The sequence below is a fragment of the Sphingobium sp. RS1 genome, from assembly GCF_056156825.1.
Genome location: NZ_JBLZXE010000002.1, coordinates 2,091,451 through 2,110,136, shown reverse-complemented (window position 1 = coordinate 2,110,136; position 18,686 = coordinate 2,091,451). Strand labels below are relative to the sequence as shown.

Annotated in this window: 19 protein-coding genes; 12 read left to right on the top strand and 7 right to left on the bottom strand. The window is 65.9% G+C overall.

Annotation, left to right across the window (positions count from 1 at the left end; all coding sequences use genetic code 11):
* Positions 1-23 precede the first annotated feature (23 nt).
* Genes ACNHGR_RS12005 through ACNHGR_RS11985 form a run of 5 tightly spaced genes read right to left on the bottom strand, consistent with a single transcriptional unit; the run spans position 24 to position 3,916 of the window.
* Positions 24-518, bottom strand: coding sequence for a gluconokinase (locus tag ACNHGR_RS12005; RefSeq protein WP_184267557.1), 495 nt, complete (start codon positions 516-518; stop codon positions 24-26).
* A complete protein-coding gene (locus ACNHGR_RS12000) occupies positions 515-1,396 on the bottom strand; it encodes an NAD(P)-dependent oxidoreductase (RefSeq protein WP_475286354.1) in 882 nt (293 codons plus the stop codon). Before ACNHGR_RS12000 ends, ACNHGR_RS12005 begins: the two co-directional genes overlap by 4 nt.
* Position 1,397: 1 nt before the next feature.
* On the bottom strand, positions 1,398-2,483 hold the full coding sequence (locus ACNHGR_RS11995; protein ID WP_475286352.1) for a LacI family DNA-binding transcriptional regulator: 1,086 nt from the start codon (positions 2,481-2,483) through the stop codon (positions 1,398-1,400).
* Positions 2,484-2,528: 45 nt separating this feature from the next.
* Positions 2,529-2,864, bottom strand: coding sequence for a hypothetical protein (locus ACNHGR_RS11990; RefSeq protein WP_184267553.1), 336 nt, complete (start codon positions 2,862-2,864; stop codon positions 2,529-2,531).
* The gene (locus ACNHGR_RS11985; protein ID WP_475286350.1) at positions 2,861-3,916 is read right to left on the bottom strand and encodes an L-idonate 5-dehydrogenase; all 1,056 of its coding nucleotides are present in this window, start codon (positions 3,914-3,916) and stop codon (positions 2,861-2,863) included. Before ACNHGR_RS11985 ends, ACNHGR_RS11990 begins: the two co-directional genes overlap by 4 nt.
* 140 nt (positions 3,917-4,056) lie before the next feature.
* Here ACNHGR_RS11985 and ACNHGR_RS11980 point away from each other — a divergent pair, with 140 nt between their 5' ends.
* The 4 genes from ACNHGR_RS11980 (at position 4,057) to ACNHGR_RS11965 (ending at position 8,515) form a co-directional block, all read left to right on the top strand.
* On the top strand, positions 4,057-4,818 hold the full coding sequence (locus ACNHGR_RS11980) for an SDR family oxidoreductase (RefSeq protein WP_184267549.1): 762 nt from the start codon (positions 4,057-4,059) through the stop codon (positions 4,816-4,818).
* Positions 4,819-4,835: 17 nt separating this feature from the next.
* On the top strand, positions 4,836-5,777 hold the full coding sequence (locus ACNHGR_RS11975; protein ID WP_475286348.1) for a 2-hydroxyacid dehydrogenase: 942 nt from the start codon (positions 4,836-4,838) through the stop codon (positions 5,775-5,777).
* Positions 5,774-6,520 carry an SDR family oxidoreductase gene (locus ACNHGR_RS11970; RefSeq protein ID WP_475286346.1) on the top strand — a complete coding sequence of 249 codons (747 nt, stop codon included), beginning with the start codon at positions 5,774-5,776 and terminating at the stop codon, positions 6,518-6,520. Before ACNHGR_RS11975 ends, ACNHGR_RS11970 begins: the two co-directional genes overlap by 4 nt.
* A gap of 99 nt (positions 6,521-6,619) precedes the next feature.
* Positions 6,620-8,515: a methyl-accepting chemotaxis protein gene (locus ACNHGR_RS11965; RefSeq protein WP_475286344.1), complete on the top strand. Its 1,896-nt coding sequence runs from the start codon at positions 6,620-6,622 to the stop codon at positions 8,513-8,515.
* A 3-nt stretch (positions 8,516-8,518) separates the two neighbouring features.
* Here the strand turns inward: ACNHGR_RS11965 and ACNHGR_RS11960 are convergent, their stop codons facing one another.
* Both ACNHGR_RS11960 and ACNHGR_RS11955 read right to left on the bottom strand, forming a co-directional pair.
* Positions 8,519-9,460, bottom strand: a complete 942-nt coding sequence (locus ACNHGR_RS11960; RefSeq protein WP_475288402.1) for a cytochrome-c peroxidase — start codon at positions 9,458-9,460, stop codon at positions 8,519-8,521.
* A 29-nt stretch (positions 9,461-9,489) separates the two neighbouring features.
* On the bottom strand, positions 9,490-10,038 hold the full coding sequence (locus ACNHGR_RS11955; protein ID WP_475286342.1) for a hypothetical protein: 549 nt from the start codon (positions 10,036-10,038) through the stop codon (positions 9,490-9,492).
* A gap of 79 nt (positions 10,039-10,117) precedes the next feature.
* Here ACNHGR_RS11955 and ACNHGR_RS11950 point away from each other — a divergent pair, with 79 nt between their 5' ends.
* From ACNHGR_RS11950 to ACNHGR_RS11915, 8 genes are all read left to right on the top strand, one after another.
* On the top strand, positions 10,118-12,253 hold the full coding sequence (locus ACNHGR_RS11950; protein WP_475286340.1) for a TonB-dependent receptor plug domain-containing protein: 2,136 nt from the start codon (positions 10,118-10,120) through the stop codon (positions 12,251-12,253).
* Positions 12,254-12,369: 116 nt separating this feature from the next.
* Complete coding sequence (locus tag ACNHGR_RS11945) at positions 12,370-14,409, top strand: amidohydrolase family protein (protein WP_475286338.1); 2,040 nt, start codon at positions 12,370-12,372, stop codon at positions 14,407-14,409.
* A 115-nt stretch (positions 14,410-14,524) separates the two neighbouring features.
* Entirely contained in the window at positions 14,525-14,704 is a 180-nt protein-coding gene (locus ACNHGR_RS11940) for a hypothetical protein (protein WP_475286336.1), read from the top strand.
* A gap of 72 nt (positions 14,705-14,776) precedes the next feature.
* A complete protein-coding gene (locus ACNHGR_RS11935) occupies positions 14,777-15,370 on the top strand; it encodes a nitroreductase family protein (RefSeq protein WP_475286335.1) in 594 nt (197 codons plus the stop codon).
* Between the two features lie 110 nt (positions 15,371-15,480).
* On the top strand, positions 15,481-16,071 hold the full coding sequence (locus ACNHGR_RS11930) for a PAS domain-containing protein (protein WP_475286333.1): 591 nt from the start codon (positions 15,481-15,483) through the stop codon (positions 16,069-16,071).
* Between the two features lie 18 nt (positions 16,072-16,089).
* A complete protein-coding gene (locus tag ACNHGR_RS11925; protein WP_475288401.1) occupies positions 16,090-16,767 on the top strand; it encodes a DUF969 domain-containing protein in 678 nt (225 codons plus the stop codon).
* Positions 16,764-17,699, top strand: a complete 936-nt coding sequence (locus tag ACNHGR_RS11920) for a DUF979 domain-containing protein (protein ID WP_475286331.1) — start codon at positions 16,764-16,766, stop codon at positions 17,697-17,699. Before ACNHGR_RS11925 ends, ACNHGR_RS11920 begins: the two co-directional genes overlap by 4 nt.
* A complete protein-coding gene (locus ACNHGR_RS11915) occupies positions 17,696-18,685 on the top strand; it encodes a DUF2891 domain-containing protein (RefSeq protein WP_475286330.1) in 990 nt (329 codons plus the stop codon). The genes ACNHGR_RS11920 and ACNHGR_RS11915 overlap by 4 nt, the downstream gene beginning before the upstream one ends.
* Position 18,686 lies beyond the last annotated feature (1 nt).

Sequence of the window (18,686 nt, the reverse complement as noted above, 5' to 3'; positions counted from 1 at the left end):
GCGGGCTGGCGACGTCAGCCTCTTTATGAATATTGCAGCGCGGCTGCGATCTGGCGGACCTGCTCGGCGACGGGCAGATTGCCGTCGAGGACCAGTGCCCGCTCATCCGGGTCCGGCGGTTCCAGCGTGGCAAGCTGGCTGTCGAGCAGGCTGGTCGGCATGAAATGGCCGGGGCGCTGGGACATGCGTCGTTCCAGATCGGCGCGCGACAGATGGGGCAGGACGAACAGTATATCGCCGACCTGCCGGCGGATCAGGTCGCGATAGTTGCGTTTCAGCGCGGAGCAGGCGGCGACGGCGCCGTCCCCCGACGCTGTGAGCGCGGCGGCAACGCTCATCAGGAAGGGCTCGCGCGCGGCGTCATCCAAGGGCAAGCCGGCGGTCATGCGGGCGACATTTTCGGGGGGGTGGCAGAGGTCGCCCTCCACGAAGGTCCAGCCCAGATGGGTCGCCAGCGCCTCCGCCAAGGTTGACTTGCCGCAACCCGCCACGCCCATCACGACGATGGCGCGAGTCATGCCGGCTGTTCCCCGTCCATGTCGAACAGGCGCATATAGGCGGCGCTGTCCGCCGGGCCGAGGCCGCCGGCGACGGCCATGCGGTGCAGGTCGGCGATCAGCGACGTGACGGGGAGCGGCGTGCGGGTGGCGAGCGCGGAGGCCTGCACCGTTTCCAGATCTTTCAGCATATTGTCGATCCGGCCGGTCGGCGAATAATCGCGTTGCGCCATCTTCGCCATATATTCCTGAAGGATGCGGCTATCGGCGCGGCCGCCGGCGAGAGCGGCGGGGATCAGCGTGGCGTCGACGCCATGGGCTTCGGCAAAGCGGACGGCTTCGGCGACGGCCACGAAATAGTTGGCGCAGAGAATCTGGTTGATGAGCTTCACCGTCTGGCCCGCGCCGGGTGGGCCGAACAGGGTGATGTTGGTAGAAAGATGATCCAGCACATTGCGGGCGCGGGCGAAATCCTCTGCCGAGCCGCCGACCATCAGCGTGAGTTTTCCTTGCGCGGCGGCGGGGGCTCCGCCCGACAGGGGAGCATCGACCCAGCCCATGCCGGTTTCCTCGCGCAGCCGCTGCGCCATGGAGGCGGTGCGGCCGGCGTCGATGCTGGACATGTCGATCAGCAGTTTGCCGGCATCCGCCGCCTGCGCGACGCCATCGGGGCCGAAGACGGCCTGCTCCACGATGGCGGCGCTGTTGAGGCTGATGATGACATGGTCGGCATGGGTGGTGGCTTCGCGCGCGCTGCTGGCGGCGATGGCGCCGCGCGCGACGAGCGGGGCCAATTGCGCGGCATTGCGGTCGTAGAGGTGGAGGGTGGCTCCGTTGGCCAGCAGCCGGCCGGCGATCGCCGACCCCATGACACCGACGCCGATGACCGCAATTTGCATCTTATCTGTCCTTGATGGAGGCCCGCTCCACGATGCGCAGGCCGACGTCGACGATTGACGGGGCCGGGGTGGCATCGCTGGCGAGCATGTCGACCAGCATCTTGCCGGTGCGAAGCCCCAGCGCGCGGAAGTCGACATGGATGGTGGTGAGGGGGGGATTGATTTCCCGCCCGATTTCGAAGTCGCCGAAACCCATGATGGAAATATCTTCGGGGATGCGGATGTTCATGCGCTGCGCCTCCATCACCGCGCCGACGGCGGACAGGTCGGACACGGCGAAGATCGCCTCGATATCCGGCTGTGCTTCCACCAAAGCGCGGAATGCGGTGGCGCCGTGGTGGAAGCTGACAGGCGCACTGCCATGGCGCAGCACGGCGTCGGTGGGCAGGCGGGCGAGGCGCAGTTCATCCTCGAACCCGCGCATACGTTCTTCGCCGCGATGGTCGGTGACTTCGCCGTCGGGCGAGGCGGCCAGCGCGCCGATCCGTGTAAAGCCGCGATCGAGCAGATAGCGGGCGGCGGTGCGACCAACCTGATAGTTGGAAAAGCCGATCGCATGTTCGATCGGCTGGCTGGGCAGGTCGGCAATCTCCACCACCGGCACGTCGGCGGCCATCAGCATGCGCGACGCATTGCGCCGGTGCATTGCGCCGGTCAGCACGATCGCTTCGGGCCGGCGAGCGAGCAAGTTGAGGAGCTGCCGTTCCTCTTCCGCCATGTCATAATCGGTATAGGCGATCAGCAGATGATAATTGGCCTCCCGCAACGCTTCCGTCAGGCCATGGGCGACCGCCGCGAAGTTGGCGTTGGTCAGTGTCGGCAGCATGAGCGCAATGAAGCCGGTGCGGCGGCTCGATAGGCTGCCGGCGGTCTTGTCGGGGACGTAGCCGAGGTCGGCGACGGCCTTCAGCACCTTGTCCCGCGTGGTTGGCAGAACGAGTTCGGGATCGCTCAGCACCCGCGATACCGTCATTCGCGACACGCCGGCCAGCCGCGATACGTCACGGATGGTCGGGCGTTGCGACGCGCGCCGGCCGGGTTTAGGCTCGGCAGGGGCGGCGGCGGTTTCGCGGGGGGGACGGCTCATGAGCGGGGCTTTCCTGATGGCTGCGATCCCTGTCGCATATCAGCGTCAGGCGGCCTCGGCCACAACGTTGCCGCCGCTGATCGTGTGGTAGAAACGCCCTTCGAACATCTCCAGCAATTCCAGCGTCAGGGCGCGGGCCTGGGTGCGGATGGGCGAGGCGAGCGCCTCGTCCAGCGCGGCAAGCGAGGGATAGTCGACCTGCTGGATCATCGCGATCGGCGGCGCGCCATCATCGACCTGATCCACGAAGAAGAGGCGGACGTTGCTGCCATGGGGGAACTGACCCCAGAGCGGGGCGAGGCGGGTGCGGACCTCTTCGCGGAAGCGGTCCTCTAAACCCGGCTTGATTATGCCTTCGAAAATGGCGGTGCGTGTGATCACAGGATATCCTTGTTGATGGCGATGTGCAGTTTGACGAAGCGCGAACGGTCGCCGGCCTGTTCGAAGGCGTCCACCGACTGTTCCAGCGGGAAGGTGCCGGACAGGATCGGCGAGACGTCGATCGCGCCGCTGACGATCAGGTCGACGGCGAGGCGGAATTCGCCATTGGCGCGGAAGGCGCCGACGAATTCGATCTCCCGCGATTGCAGCGGGTTGACCGGGATGGGGGCGGTGCCGGGGGGCAGCATGCCGACCTGCACGATGCGGCCGCCGCGCCGGACGATGGGGAAGAGCGAGAGCAAGGCGGAGGGCGCGCCGGAGGCTTCGAACGCGACGTCAAAATGGCCGGCGGGGCTGGCATAGGCGGCCAGCGCGTCGGGATCGGTCGCGACGTTGATGGTGCGGGTGGCGCCCATGCGGTCGCGCGCGACGGCGAGCGCGGCATCCTCGACATCGGTGCAGACCACCTCGATCGCGCCGGCATGGAGGGCGCAGCGCGCGGTCAGCAGGCCGATCGGGCCGGAGCCTGTGACGATGACGCGCTTGCCCATCAGCGGGCCGGCGCGGTTGACGGCATGGAGGCCGATCGACAGCGGTTCTGCGACCGACAAGGCGAGCAGGTCTGCATCGGCCGGGACCGGGATGATCTGGTCCCCGCGCAGGATCAGCGTTTCAGAAAAGCCCCCCTGTACATGGGGGAAACGGCCGGCGCTGCCGAGGAAGACCATGTCGGTGCAGAGGTTCATGCGGCCGGCGCGGCAATAGTCGCAGGTGAGGCAGGGGCGGCTCGGGTCGAGCGCGGCCTTCATGCCCGGTGCGACATGGCTGACGGCCGATCCGACCTCCAGCACCACGCCGGAGATTTCATGGCCCAGCGCCATCGGTTCGCGCACGGCAAAGTCGCCCACTGCGCCGCGATGATAATAGTGCATGTCCGACCCGCAAATGCCGCCATAGGCGACGCCGACCCGGACCTCATCGGCGGCCAGCGCCCGCTCCGCACGGGATTCCACCCGCAGATCCTTCTTCCCGTGACATATTGCAGCCAGCATATGACTCTCCTTTGATGGGACCGATATCATTTGTCACATCGTGCCGCAATAACGTTATGAACCATAAAAAATTGAAAAATGCGGATTGCAATGTGACCGGTCACTTTCTACGCTTAGAGGCAAGTATGGAGGTTTCCCACATGTCCCTTTTCTCTCTTGAAGGGCGCACGGCGCTCGTCACCGGCGCGGCGCGCGGTATCGGCTTTTCGATCGCGACGGCGCTGGGGCAGGCCGGTGCCCGGGTGGTGCTGAATGGGCGTAGCCAGGCCGCGCTGGATGCCGCTGCCGCGCAACTGGCGGCGGAGGGTATCGCGGTGGCCACCAGCCTGTTCGACGTCACCGATCAGAAATCCGTCAATGCCGGCATCGCGGCGGTCGAGGCGGATGTCGGGGCGATCGACATCCTGGTCAATAATGCCGGCATCCAGCGCCGCGCGCCGCTCGACACGTTTAACGACGATGACTGGCGCGAACTGATGGCGACCAATTTGGACAGCGTCTATTATGTCAGCAAGGCGGTGGCGCCGCACATGATCGCGCGCGGCCATGGCAAGATCATCAATATCGGCAGCGTGCAGTGTGAACTGGCCCGCCCCGGCATCGCCCCCTATACCGCCAGCAAGGGCGCGGTGAAGAATCTGACGCGCGGCATGTGTGCCGACTGGGCGCGGCACGGGTTGCAGGTCAACGCGATCGGGCCGGGCTATTTCGATACGCCGCTGAACAAGGCTCTGGTGGAAGATCCTGTGTTCGACGACTGGCTGTGCAAGCGCACGCCGGCCGGCCGCTGGGGCAGACTGGAGGAATTGCATGGCGCGGCCGTGTTCCTCGCGTCGTCCGCATCCAATTTCGTCAACGGCCAGACCATCTATGTCGATGGCGGCATCCTGTCCGTTATCTGAAGAAGGGGAGCGGGATCATGGAACAAGGGGTCGTGTTGCAGCTTTGCCCGCTGTCCGATTATCTGGAGGCGCAGCTGACTGCGCGTCGCCCGGTGGTGCGGTGGTTCGAGATGGACGAGGCGGCGCAGGGCGCGTGGCTGGCGTCGGAGGCGGAGAGTGCCAAGATCGTCGTGACCGGCGGGCATCTGGGCTGCACCAATGATCTGATCGACGCGCTGCCCTCACTCGGCCTGATCGCCATCAATGGCGTGGGCTATGACAAGGTCGATGTGCCCTATGCGCAAGGCCGGGGCGTGGCCGTCAGCACGACGCCGGGCGTGCTGACCGACGATGTCGCCGATCTGGCGGTGGGGCTGACCATCGGCCTGCTGCGTGGGCTTGCCGCGGCCGATCGTTTCGTGCGGGACGGACGCTGGCTGGAGGAAGGCTTTCCGCTGAAGCGCAAGGTGACGGGGCGGCGGTTCGGGATTGTCGGGCTGGGCCATATCGGCCGGGCGACGGCGGACCGGTTGGCGGCGTTCGGGCCGATCGCCTATCATGGCCGCATGCCCAAGGATGCGCCCTATCGGTTCGAGCCTGACCTGCATGCACTGGCGCGGGACAGCGATGTGCTGGTGCTGGCCTGCGCCGCGACCGAGGAAACGCGCGGACTGATCGATGGGGCGGTGCTGGAAGCGCTGGGGCCGGAAGGCTATCTGGTCAATGTCGCGCGCGGCAGCGTGGTGGATGAGGATGCGCTGGCGGCGGCGCTGGAGCGCGGGACGATCGCGGGCGCGGCGCTGGATGTATTCGCCGACGAGCCGGTCGTGCCCGCCGGGATCATCGCCAGCGACCGTACCGCACTGGCGCCCCATATCGCCAGCGGCACCGCCGAGACGCGCAAGGCGATGGCCGATCTGGTGCTGGCCAATGTGGATGCGTTGCTGGCCGGCGCGCCGCTGCCCACGGCCTTGTCGTGACGGGCCGCGTCGCGGTCATCACCGGGGCGGGCAGCGGGATCGGCCGGGCGGTGGCGATCGCGCTCGACCGGCGCGGTTATCGGCTGGCGCTGGCGGGGCGGCGCGCGGAAGGACTGGCGGAGACGCAGGCGCTGCTGGAAGGCCCGAACCATCTGTCCATTCCCACCGACGTCACCGATGCGGCGAGCGTGACGGCCCTGTTCGATGCCACTGTCGCGGCATGCGGCCGGGTCGACCTGCTGTTCAACAATGCCGGCGTCAATGTGGTCGATGTGCCGATCGACGCGCTGGCGGAAGGCGACTGGCGCCGGGTGATTGACACCAACCTGACCGGGGCGTTCCTCTGCCTTCAGGCAGCGTTCCGCGTCATGAAGGCGCAGGTGCCGCAGGGCGGACGGATCATCAACAATGGCTCCATTTCCGCGCATAGCCCGCGCCCGGAGTCGATCGCCTATACTGCCAGCAAACATGGCGTGACGGGCCTGACCAAATCGACGGCGCTGGACGGCCGGCCGTTCGGCATTGCGTGCAGCCAGATCGACATCGGCAATGCCAGCAGCGCCATGGGGGATCGCATGTCGGCTGGCGTGACGCAGGCCAATGGCGAACGCATGCCGGAACCGGTCATGAATGTGGTGCAGGTGGGCGAGGCCGTCGCCTATATGGACGGATTGCCGCCCGAGGCGAATGTCCAGTTCATGACATTGATGGCGACCAACATGCCCTTTGTCGGACGCGGATAGTAAAATCCCTGCTATTCTTATCGCATAGAGGCGTCAGCACTAAAGGCTTATTTACGATCTTACGCTAGGGCATGGCCAAACCTCGGAGAGTCTGGCCCTTTGCACGTCAAGTTTGTTCATTCGGGTCGGCGTCCGGTTAACCTGTCCTTTCCGGCAAAGATACTGACCAGCTACGCGCTGGCGGCGCTGCTGTTGATCGGGTCGTTGCTGCTGTTCGGTATTCATCAGGCGCGGGAGGAAGATCGCACCGAAATCGCCTATACGAGCAAGGCGGTGGAGTCCGCGATCGACGCCAGGGCGAAGAATTTCCGCAGCTGGCTGAAAGGCTATGCGCTGTGGGACGAACTTTACGCCCATATGGTGCGGACGGTCGATCCGGCGTGGACCAACGACAATGTCGGGCCGGGCGTATGGAAATCCTTCACCATGCCGATGAAGGGCATTTATATCAGCGATGCGGGCAGCCATGCCTTCTACAGCTATTGGGACAAGGGTAAAAAGCCGGCCCTGACGGCGTTCAGGGGCGCGGATCTGCCGGCCCTGTACCGCGCGGCCGACCGCACCGAAACGCCGATCGTCAGCTATATCCTGTTTGAATCGCAACCCTATTTCATGGGCGTCGCCCGCATCCGCCAGACCGATGGAGCGGTCGTGGAAGGGCGCGACCCCAAACGTTATCTTATCTGGTTGCAGCCCATTGCGGGCCATCTGCTCGACGATATCGGACAATCCATGGCGATCGATCATCTGCGCTGGGAAACAGGTGGCGATGGTGCTGACGGGCCGCAACTGGACCTGTTCGCCGAGCCGGCGGTGATCGGCTATATTAGCTGGAACCCCCGCCGGCCGGGCACGGCGATGCTGAAAAATGGCTGGCTGCTGGCGCTGGGGCTGGTCATCGCCACCGCGCTGGTGGGATTGGCGCAATATCTGCTCGCCCGGCGCCTCAATCAGCTGTTGCTGGAAAAGCAGGCGGAAGCGCAGGTGCAGGCAGAGCAGAGCCGTCGCGCATCCGACCTGTCGATGCAGGCCGAACGGGAGGCGCAGGCGCTGATGGCGCGACTGCGCGAGCAGGAACAGGCGGTGGTGCGCCTGTCCGAGGAGCGCGACGAGGAGCGGGAGCGGCGCAAGGATGAGGGGCGGGCACGGTCGCTGGCGACGCTCGCATTGTTCGAGCAGGATTTCGATAGCGTGCTGCGGCCTATGCTGGAGATTGCGACGGCGCTGAACAGGCAGTCGGGCGAACTGGAGCGTGGCGCGGAAGCCGGGCGAGACGCAGCGGCGATCGTCGTCAGTTCGGCGCAACATTCGACCGAATCGATCGATATCGTGGTCGATGGCAATCAGGCGCTGAGCCAGGCGACCGTCAGCCTGGACGGCAATGTCAGCGCGGCGGTGGCCTCTACCCGGCGGGCCGAGCGGACGATCGACGATCTGGTCGCGCGGTTGGCGGACCTGAGCGCCAACACGATCGCGGTGGAAGGCGTGGTGTCATCCGTCGCGGAGATTGCGGCGCGCACCAACACGCTCGCGCTCAATGCCCGGATCGAGGCGGCGCAGGCCGGGGAAAGCGGCAAGGGCTTTGCCATCGTCGCCAATGAGGTGCGCCAGATGGCGGAACTGACCAGCCAGTCGACGGCGTCGATCACGGCCGTATTGCGGATGATGCAGGATACCGCGCAGACCGCGACGTCCGGGGTCCATGCGGTGCGCGATCTGGTGGGGGAGATTGCGCGTGTCACCGGATCGTCGCGCGCGGCATTGGACCATCAATCGGTGGTCGCAGGGGAGATCCGTGACGCGGTGATGGGTACCAAGGCGCGCATGACCGATACGGATGCCGCGATCCGCCAGCTGGAATGGGTGATCGGATCGTCCGAACGCACGGCCCGCGCCGTCAACAGTGCGGCTGGCGAATTGCGCGATCGATCGGAACAGTTGCAGGCGCGCGCCGGACAATTTGCCGAGGCGCTGCGGCAGGAAGGAAAAGGCTGAGGCTTACAACCGCTTGCCGCAGGCCCGATCGGGCATGGCGAAGCGGGGATCGGTCAGGAAGCGGGCGTCCGTCATCTGGTCGAGAAGCGCGCCGAGCGGAGCCATCGCGTCTTCAGGCAGTGACAAGCCATGGCGGCGGATCGCGTCGGCCATGGTGCGGGCCGACCCGTCATGCCACCATGGCCCGGTCACCGCGACATTGCGCAAAGACGGCGTCCGGAAATGGCCGGCATCCTCCGCCCGGCCGGTCTTTTCGATCAGGCCGGGGTCGCGCGCTTCCACAGGTTCGAAGCCGTGATAGCGCAGGTCCGTGATGTCCTGCCCGCCATGGCAGGATGCGCAATGCCGGTCGAACAGGCGCAGGCCCTGTTGCGCTGCGGCGGGCATGGTGCCTTCGCCCCTGCGATATCGGTCATAGGGGCTGTCGCGCGCGATCAGCGTGCGCTGGAAGGCGGCGAGGGCGGCTGTGACGGTGCTGGTGTCGATCCGCCCCCTTTCCGCCGGGAAGGCGCGGGCGAACATCTTACGATAGCAGGTGTCGGCGCCCAGCCGGCGCGGCAATTCCGCCTCCAATTCTTTCATGCCCATTTCCACCGGCTGCGTGCCCAGCAACGGCACCAATGCCTGATCCTCCAGCCGGGTGAGGGCGGGATCGGCGGCGGTCAGCGGCGACAGCCAGCCGACATTGGCCAGCCCCGGCACGTTGCGCCGGCCCGGATCGCCATGCACGCCCGGCCGCGTGGCATTACCATCGGCAAAGCCGCGCTTCTGTTCATGGCAGGCGGCGCAGGCCATGGTGCCGTTGGCCGACAGGTCCGCGTCGTAGAAGAGGCGGCGGCCCAGCGCGACCTTGGCCGCGCTCATCGGGTTGTCGGCGGGCACGGGCGGCGGCGCTACCCCGGCGGGCAAGTCCCAGTGCCATGGCTTGCCGGCCGCGACCAGCATCAGCAATGCAGCAGCCGGCAGCAGGGCTTTCACGGCAGGCGCGTCACCAGCAGGGTCAGGCTCTCTTCGCCATTGGCGGCGATTTGCAGCGTGTAGCGGCCGGGCTTCAGGTCATAATCGACCATCTTGCGGATGCCCGAACAGTCCGGGCCATGGCCATGGGCGATCGAGGTCGCCGCCTGACCGCCACTGATGACGTCGACCCAGGCGCCCGATCCCAGTGCCACGCGCCAGGTGCCGGCCTCTTTCACCGTGAAGCTGGCCAGGCCGCCATGGCTGACGCTGCCGCCCGGTTTGGCGGGGCGTAGCGGATAGGCGACCTTGGGCGTGGGGAGCAGCGCCAGCGTCACCGTCTGGCCCGGCGTCAGGACGGCGCGCGCGGCGCCCTTGCGATCGGTGCCGGCCTGCAAGGGGATGGGGCTGCGCCAAGAGGCCATGGCTGCGGGCAGGTCCGCCGGGGCGGCGCATTGCGCGGGGGCATGATCCATCTGCGCGGCGGCGGGCGCGGTGCAGAGCAGCGCGGCGAGGGCGGGAAGAATAGCTGACATGGGGCGCAGCGGCTGGGCACGGAACGGCATCTGGGGCTTCCCTCTGGAGGTTTTGGCTATATACGGCCGGATATATCGAGTCGAATGACCGGATAAAGGGGGAAAATCTATGCGTATCGCTTTCACCGCTTTGTTGCTGGCGGGCAGTGTCCTTGCGGGCCAGGCCCAGGCACAGACCGAGCCGGAGGAGGGAAGCGATCGCTTCTCGCTGGGCCAGATCATCGTCACCGCGCCGCGGACGCAAGGGATCGAGATTGACGGCAACACGCTGTCGTCGGACGCCATCTATACGTTCAGCCGCACTGCGCTGGACGATGCGATCAACCTGATGCCCGGCGTGTCGGCCGGCAACAGCGGCGGCACGCGTAACGAGCGGCTGGTGTTCGTGCGCGGCTTCGACCGGTTTCAGGTGCCGCTGTCGATCGACGGCATCCGCGTCTACCTGCCCGCCGACAACCGGCTGGACTATGGCCGCTTCCTGACCACGGACATCGCCGAAGTGCAGGTGGCCAAGGGCTATGCGTCGGTGCTGGACGGGCCGGGCGCGATGGGCGGGGCGATCAATCTGGTCACGGCCAAGCCGACCAAGGCGCTGGACATCGACATGCGCGGCACGGTGAATTTCGACAATGATGCCGATTATGCCGGCTATAATGTCTCCACCATGGTCGGGACGCGCCATGACCGCTGGTATGCGCAGGCCAGCTATGCGCGCAGCTTCACCGACCATTGGGATCTGCCCAATGACTTCACCCCGCGCAATACGGCGCTGGAGGATGGCGGCGCGCGCGACTTTTCTCGCACCCGCGACTGGCGCGTCAATGCCAAGGTCGGCTTCACCCCCAATGCCACCGACGAATATGCGCTGAGCTATACCTATCAGGAGGGCGCGAAGGGCGCGCCGCTGCACATCAGCGATACGGTGACGACGCCGCGCTATTGGGACTGGCCGGAATGGAACATCACCAGCGTCTATTTCCTGTCGACCACGGCGCTGGGCGACCGGGCGACGCTCAAGACCCGTGCCTATTACAACCAGTTCGATTCGATCCTGCGCAGCTTCACCGACCGCACGATGACTACGCAGACCCGCCCCTATACGTTCGACAGCCCCTATGAGGATCGCGCCTGGGGCGGATCGGCGCAGCTGGATTTTGACGCGAGCGAGGCAGATACGCTGCGGCTGGCCTTCCATTATCGCCATGACCGGCATGTCGAATATCAGACCAGCTTCTCCACCGCCGGCGTCGGCACGACCGAACCACGCCAGACCCAGACGGAGGAGACATTCTCCGCCGCGCTGGAAAATGAGCTGCGCCTGACGCCCGACCTGCGCTTCACGCTGGGCGGCAGCTTCGACTGGCGCAACCTCATCAAGGCGGAGGAATATGGCGCGCCGCTCGGCACGACGGGTGCTTCGGTGATCTACAATTATCCGCGCCGCGATGCGGATACGTGGAATGTGCAGGGCCGGTTCGACTGGCAGGCCAATGAGGCGGTCAACCTGCACGCCAGCCTGTCGTCGCGCGCGCGCTTCCCGACCATTTTCGAGCGGTTCAGCCAGCGGTTCAACACCGCCATCCCCAATCCCGACCTGAAGGCGGAGCGCGCCACCAATGCCGAAATCGGTGGTAGCTGGGCAGCGGGCAAGCTGCGGGTCGAGGGTGCGCTCTTCTATAGCTGGGTGCGAAACGCCATCTTCAGCGTGCCGACGCCGGCCTATCCCTGCACCGCATCGACCACGGCGCCGGCGGTGCCGGTCGCCGGCTGCGTGCTGACCAACCTGTCGCAGAGCCGCAATGTCGGCAAGGGCGAATATTATGGCGTCGAACTGTCGGTGTCGGCGACGATCCTGCCGGGGCTGGATGCCGGGTTCAACTATACCGGGATCAAGCGAAAGCTGGACTATGCCGCCAACCCGCTGTTCCGCCCGACCGGCGTGGCCACGCACAAGGGCTTCGCCTATCTCGACTGGGCGCCGGTCGAGAAGCTGCATATCGTGCCGAGTGTCGATCTGGCATCGAACCGCTGGACTCTGTTCACCGCCACGCCGGCGTCGCAGCCGCAACGCTATTATCGCACCGGCGCCTATGTGAATGCGGGGCTGCGCGTCGATTATGCCATCACCGACAATGTCGAAATCGGCGTGGGCGGCCGCAATCTGTTCGATGACTATTACACGCTGACCGACGGCTTCCCGGAAGCCGGCCGCACGCTCTTTGCCAGCATCCGGGCGCGCTACTGACGAGCGGTCGGGGCTGCGGCGGGCGATCAGCCGCAGCCCCGACGGTTGCAACGAAAAGCCATTGCGCAGAGCGATCTGTCCCGTCAGTCTGCTCCCATAAAATATGGGAGTGAGATATGCGCCGAATGATGCTGGCTTCGCTGCTTGCCGCGATATCGTCCATGGCCATGGCGGCGCCGACACCCAAGGAACAATTGCTGACGGCGCCGTCCGATGCGCGCCACTTTACCATCAGTTCGACCGCCGGCAATCATGGCGATATCTGGTCCTGGACGCTGGCCGACGGGCAGGTCGCCTATCGCATGTCCATGTCGCTGCGCGGCTGGGTGACCGAGACGGACGAGGTAATGAAGCTGGGCGCCGACGGGCGGCCGACCCATATCGTCATTCGCGGCTTCACCGATCAGGGGGACGCGGCGGAGACGTTCAGCGTCGGCGCGGACGGCATCGGCCGGTGGAAGACGGTGATCGATGAGGGCGCGGCGCCCTATACGGGCAAGCGCTATAATACATATGGCGGCCCTTGGCTGGCGGGGGAGAAGGATATCGAGGCGCTGGTGGCCGCCGGCGACAAGGGCATCGACCTGCTGCCGACCGGCCATGCCAGCATCAGCATCGGCCAGCCGGTAGAGATTGAGGGGCCGCAGGGGCCAAAGACGGTCAAGCTGGCTTTCATCAGGGGCTATGGCTTTTCGCCGTCGGCGATGTGGCTGGACCAGGATAATCGCTTCTTCGGCAATGCCGGGGTGATATCCCTGCTGCCGGCGGGCTATGAGAAGAACGGGCCGAAGCTGAAGGATATTCAGGATGCCGCAACCGCCGCCATGGTGCGGGATGTGGCGCACCAGTTCCTCAGCCCCGCCAATCGCACCCCGACCCTGATCGACCATGTGCTGCTGTTCGATTCGGTCGCCGGCACCTACCTGCCCGATCGGGCGGTGCTGATCGCCGATGGCAAGGTCGCCGCCGTCGGCGTGGGCGGATCGATCAAGGCGCCGGCCGGCGCGACGCTGATCGACGGACGTGGCAAGACGCTGTCGCCGGGCCTGTGGGATTCGCACCAGCATGTCGGCGACGACTGGAACCTGTTGCAGAATCTGGCAACGGGCATGACCAATTATCGCAGCCCCGGCTCCATGATCGACGAGGCGCTGAGTATCCAGAAACGCCGGGCGGCGGGCGACCTGCTGGCGCCGGACGGCAAGATATCGGTCATCATCGATCGCAAGGACCCGCTGGCGGCGCAGGGCGCGCTGACCGTATCTTCGGCGGCCGAAGCGGTGGCGGCGGTCGACAAGATCAAGGAAGCGGGCCTGTGGGGCGCCAAATTCTACACCTCCATGGACCCGGCCTGGATCGCGCCGGCCGCAGCGGAGGCGCATAAGCTGGGCCTGCATGTCCATGGCCATGTGCCCGCCGGCATGCGTCCGCTGGATGCGGTGCGCGCAGGCTATGACGAGATCACCCATATCAACTTCATCATGATGCAGGCGATGCCGCAGGATGTGGTGGACAAGGCCAATACCGCCGCGCGGCTGGAGGGGCCGGCCAGATATGGCAAGGATGTCGATCTCGATTCGCCGGCGATGAAGGCCTTCTATGCCGAGCTGGCGAAGCGGGGCACGATCATCGATCCGACGCTCACCGTGTGGGAACCGCTGATGACATCGGACGGCACCAGCATCTCGCCTGAATATGCGCCTTTTGCCGATATCGCCCCGCCATCGGTGGCGCGGGGCTGGAAGATTGGCGGCTATCCGCTGGTCGATGGGCTGACGCGGGCGGATTATCGCAAGAGTTTCGACAAGATGGTCGGGCTGGTCGGGCGGTTGCATGCGGCGGGGGTTCGCATCGTCGCGGGCACGGACGGCTATGGGCTGGAGTTGGTGCGCGAACTGGAACTCTACCAGCAGGCGGGGCTGACCAATGCGCAGGCCTTGCAGACCGCGACGATCGTGCCGGCGCGGATGACGGGCCTTGCCGACAGCATCGGATCGATCGCGCCCGGCAAGAAGGCGGACATCATCCTGGTCGATGGCGACGTGTCGAAGGACATTACGAAGCTGCGTCAGGTCAATATTGTGTTCCTGGACGGCTATCGGCTGGATGGCGCTGCCCTGCGGCAGGCCAGCGGCCTTTCAGGCATGCCGAAATGAGGTGAGGCGGGCGACGATCGGCCCCAAATTTTTCTGTCATGCAGTCGAGCATTGCTTGCAGGACGATTCTCTATAGCATCAGTAGATAAGCCGCATGAGTCGGCGCGGAGAATCTATGCAGGACGGGCAGGAACAGGATGGGGCCGATGGCCTGTTCGGGCGGTGGCGCGCGCGTCTCGCGCAGGCGATCCTGCGTGAACCCTGGGTCATATTGATCGACCGGGATGCCGATACCCTGTTCGCTCTGCCCCGTTCCGACGATGCTGCGCTGCCGACACGCGAAATGGTGAACTGACCCCCCTTCGCATGCGGCGATGAACGCCTACATTGGCGCTTCTTTCCTCATCCTTCCCTTCCAGGAGATAGCATGGCCACCAATCCCCGCGCCACCACGCGCGCCGTCGACAGCCTGTTCCTTGACCGCTGGTCGCCCCGCGCCTTCGATAGCTCGGCGATTCCGCAGGCGGACCTCGACACTATCTTCGATGCGGCACGCTGGGCGCCGTCGGCCTTCAATTATCAGCCCTGGCGCTTTCTCTATGCGCATCGCGACGATGCCGACTGGCAGCGTTTTGTCGACCTGCTCTTCCCCTTCAACCAGGGCTGGGTGAAGAATGCCGGCGCGCTGGTTTTCATCCTGTCCGACACGCTGATCGCCGCGCCGGGATCGGACGATTTCAAGCCGTCGCACAGCCATAGCTTCGACGCTGGTGCGGCCTGGGCGCTGCTGGCGTTGCAGGCGACGCGGCTGGGCTATCACACCCATGGCATGACTGGCGTGGATTTCGACAAGGCGCGGGCCGAACTGGCCGTGCCGGAACGCTTCCGGATCGAGGCGGCGGTCGCGATCGGGCGGCAGGGCGACAAGTCGGTCCTGCCCGAAGCCTTGCAGGCGCGCGAGGAACCGAGCGATCGCAAGCCGATCGAAAGCTTCGCCCATCAGGGCAATTTCGCGGGCTGACCTTTTGAAATCATTCCCTTGCCTTGCGGTCGGGGGGTGAATTGGGCACGATGACGGGGGGTGTCGCTGCGGCGGCGCTCCCCTTTTTGTCATCCGAGTGCCTGCCGTTCATGTCCCTGCCCGCAACGACCGCCGAAATGATCGCCGAAAGCGCCGTCGCGGCCGTCGTCACCAATCCGCGTCTGCCCGACAATCCGATCGTGGCGTGCAACGACGCCTTCGTCGCACTGACCGGCTATGCGCCAGACGAGGTGATCGGACGCAATTGCCGCTTCCTGTCCGGTGCTGAAACCGAGGGTGCCGCGATCGAGACTATTCGTGGCGCGTTGAAGGCGCAGCGGCCGGTGCTGGTGGAACTGCTCAACTATCGCAAGGACGGAACCGGTTTCCGCAATGCGGTGATGATCGCACCGATCTTCGGTCAGGACGGCACGCTCGACTGGTTCCTGGGATCGCAGGTTGCGGTCGAGGATGTGGGGCCGCCGCGCAGCGAGACGGTCGCAGCGCTGATCGCGACGCTGACCGATCGGCAACGGTCCGTGCTGGTTGGCATGGCCGAGGGGCGGCTCAACAAGCAGATCGCCTTCGACCTGGGCCTGACCGAACGGACGGTGAAGATGCACCGTGCGGCGATGCTGCGGGCACTGGGCGTGCGCACCGCGGCCGATGCCATACGCATCGCCATCGAAGCGGGGCTTTGAAATGAAACGGGCGCGCAACTGATGGTCCTGCTGGGCATCGCCATCATCGTGGCGGGGTTTCTGCTGCGCTTTCACCCCCTGCTGGTGATCCTTGCCTCGGCGATCGTCACAGGCCTTGCGGCGGGGCTGGACCCGCTGGCGATTCTTGCCGCCTTCGGCAAGGCATTCAACGACGCCCGCTATGTCAGCATCATCTGGATCGTGCTGCCGGTCGTCGGCCTGCTGGAAGCGAACGGCTTGCAGGAGCGGGCGCGGGGCCTGATAGCGAGGATGCGCGGCGCGACCGTCGGGCGCTTTCTGACCTTCTATCTGATTCTGCGGCAGGCGCTGGCTGCCGTGGGCCTGACCTCCGTCGCCGGCCATCCCCAGACCGTCCGGCCGCTGGTCGCACCGATCGCCGAGGCGGCGGCCGAGCGCCAGGCGGGAGATCTTGAAGAGGCGGAGCGGGAGGAGATCAAGGCCTGGGCGGCGGCAACCGACAATATCGGGCTCTTCTTCGGGGAGGATATCTTCCTCGCCATCGGCTCGATCCTGCTCATCAAGGGGCTGCTGGAACAATATGGCATCAATCTGGAGCCGTTGCAGCTGTCGGTCTGGGCGATCCCGACCGCGATCGCGGCATTGCTGATCCATGGTTTTCGCCTGTGGCGGCTCGACCGCAGACTGGCGCGCAACCGGGGGGAGGTGCAGCCATGATTACGCTGCACTGGGTCTATGCGCTGGCCGGCGCGGTGTTTGCAGCCTTTGCCCTGCTGGGCGTGCGCGACCGGGACAATCCCCGCCGCTGGACCACCGCTGCCTTCTGGGCCTTGCTGGCGACGTCGATGTGGGCGGGCGACAGGCTGGGCGATCTTGGCAATGGCGTGCTGGTGCTGGGCCTGATCGCCTTGGGCGCGCTGGGCCTTGGCCGCGGCGATGGCGTCGTTGCGCCGGCTTTGCGGCAGGCGCGTGCCGACCGCTTCGGCAATCGCCTGTTTGCCATCGCGCTCATCATTCCGGTCACGGCGCTGGCCGGCACTTTCCTGTTCAAGGCTGCGCCGGATTGGTTCGATGCGAAGCAGGCAACGCTGATCGCGCTGGCGCTGGGCGTGCTGATTGCGATGACGGCGGGCTGTGTCTGGCTGCGCGCCGGGGCGCTGGTGCCCTTGCAGCAGGGGCGGCGGCTGATGGATTGCATCGGCTGGGCCGCGATTTTGCCGCAGATGCTGGCCAGCCTGGGCGCGGTCTTCGCGCTGGCGGGCGTGGGCGATGTGGTGGGCGGCATCGTTCAACAGGCGATCCCGCAGGGCAGCCTGCTCGGCGCCGTCATCGCCTATGCCCTTGGCATGGCGCTCTTCACCATGATCATGGGCAATGCCTTTGCCGCTTTCCCGGTGATGACGGCGGCGATTGGCGTGCCCCTGCTCATCCGCACCTATCATGGCGATCCGGCGGTGGTGTGCGCCATCGGCATGCTGGCGGGCTTTTGCGGGACGCTGATGACCCCCATGGCCGCCAATTTCAATCTCGTCCCCGCCGCCCTGCTTGAACTCAAGGACAAGCATGGCGTCATCAAGCGGCAGGTCGGCACGGCGCTGCCGCTGCTGATCGTCAACATGGCTCTTATCTACTGGCTGGCATTTCGATGACGCTTCTGACGCAAGATATCGGCGAAAATTTCGCCGCGCTGACCCTGTCGCATCTGGGGCGGCAATATCCCTACAAGATGGATCTGGTGATGGGCGGGCCGGAGGATGCGCGGCCGCCGCAGGAGCATCACCCGATCTTCCATGGCAGTTTCGACTGGCATAGTTGCGTCCATGGCTGGTGGCAGGTGATGCGCTTGAAGCGCCTTTTCCCGGCGCTGGCGCAGGCCGATGCGATCCGCGCCCGCGGTGACGCGATGCTGGTGCCGGACAAGGTGGCGGGCGAACTGGCCTATCTGCATCGGCCGCTGAGCGCCGGGTTCGAACGGCCCTATGGCTGGGCCTGGGCACTGGCGCTGCATCAGGAACTGGCGATGCATGACGCATCCTGGTCCGATGCCTTCACGCCGCTGGCTGATGCCTTCGCCGCGCGCTTCCACGCCTTTCTGCCCAAATTGACCTATCCGCTGCGGGTCGGTACCCATTTCAACATCGCCTTCGCGCTGATCCTGACTTTGGGCTGGGCGGAGACTCGCGATTCCACGCTGGTGGCGCTGATCCGGGACAAGGCGCTGGGCTGGTTCGGGCATGACCGCGCCTGTCAGGCGTGGGAGCCGGGCGGCGACGAATTTCTCTCGCCCGCCCTGTGCGAGGCGTTGCTGATGAGCCGGCTGCTGGACCGCGCTGCCTTTGCCGACTGGTTCCACGCCTTCCTGCCGCATCTGGCAGCGGGCGAGCCGACGACGCTGTTCACGCCCGCAACAGTGTCCGATCGCAGCGACGGCAAGATCGCGCATCTGGACGGCCTGAACCTCAGTCGGGCCTGGTGCTGGCGCGGGATCGCCGCCGCGCTCGGGTCGGGCGACCCGGTCGCCGATGTGGCGGTGCAGGCCGCGCGCGTGCATATCCACGCCAGCCTGCCCCATGTCGCGGGGGACTATATGGGCGAGCACTGGCTCGCCACCTTCGCCCTGCTGGCGCTGGAATGAC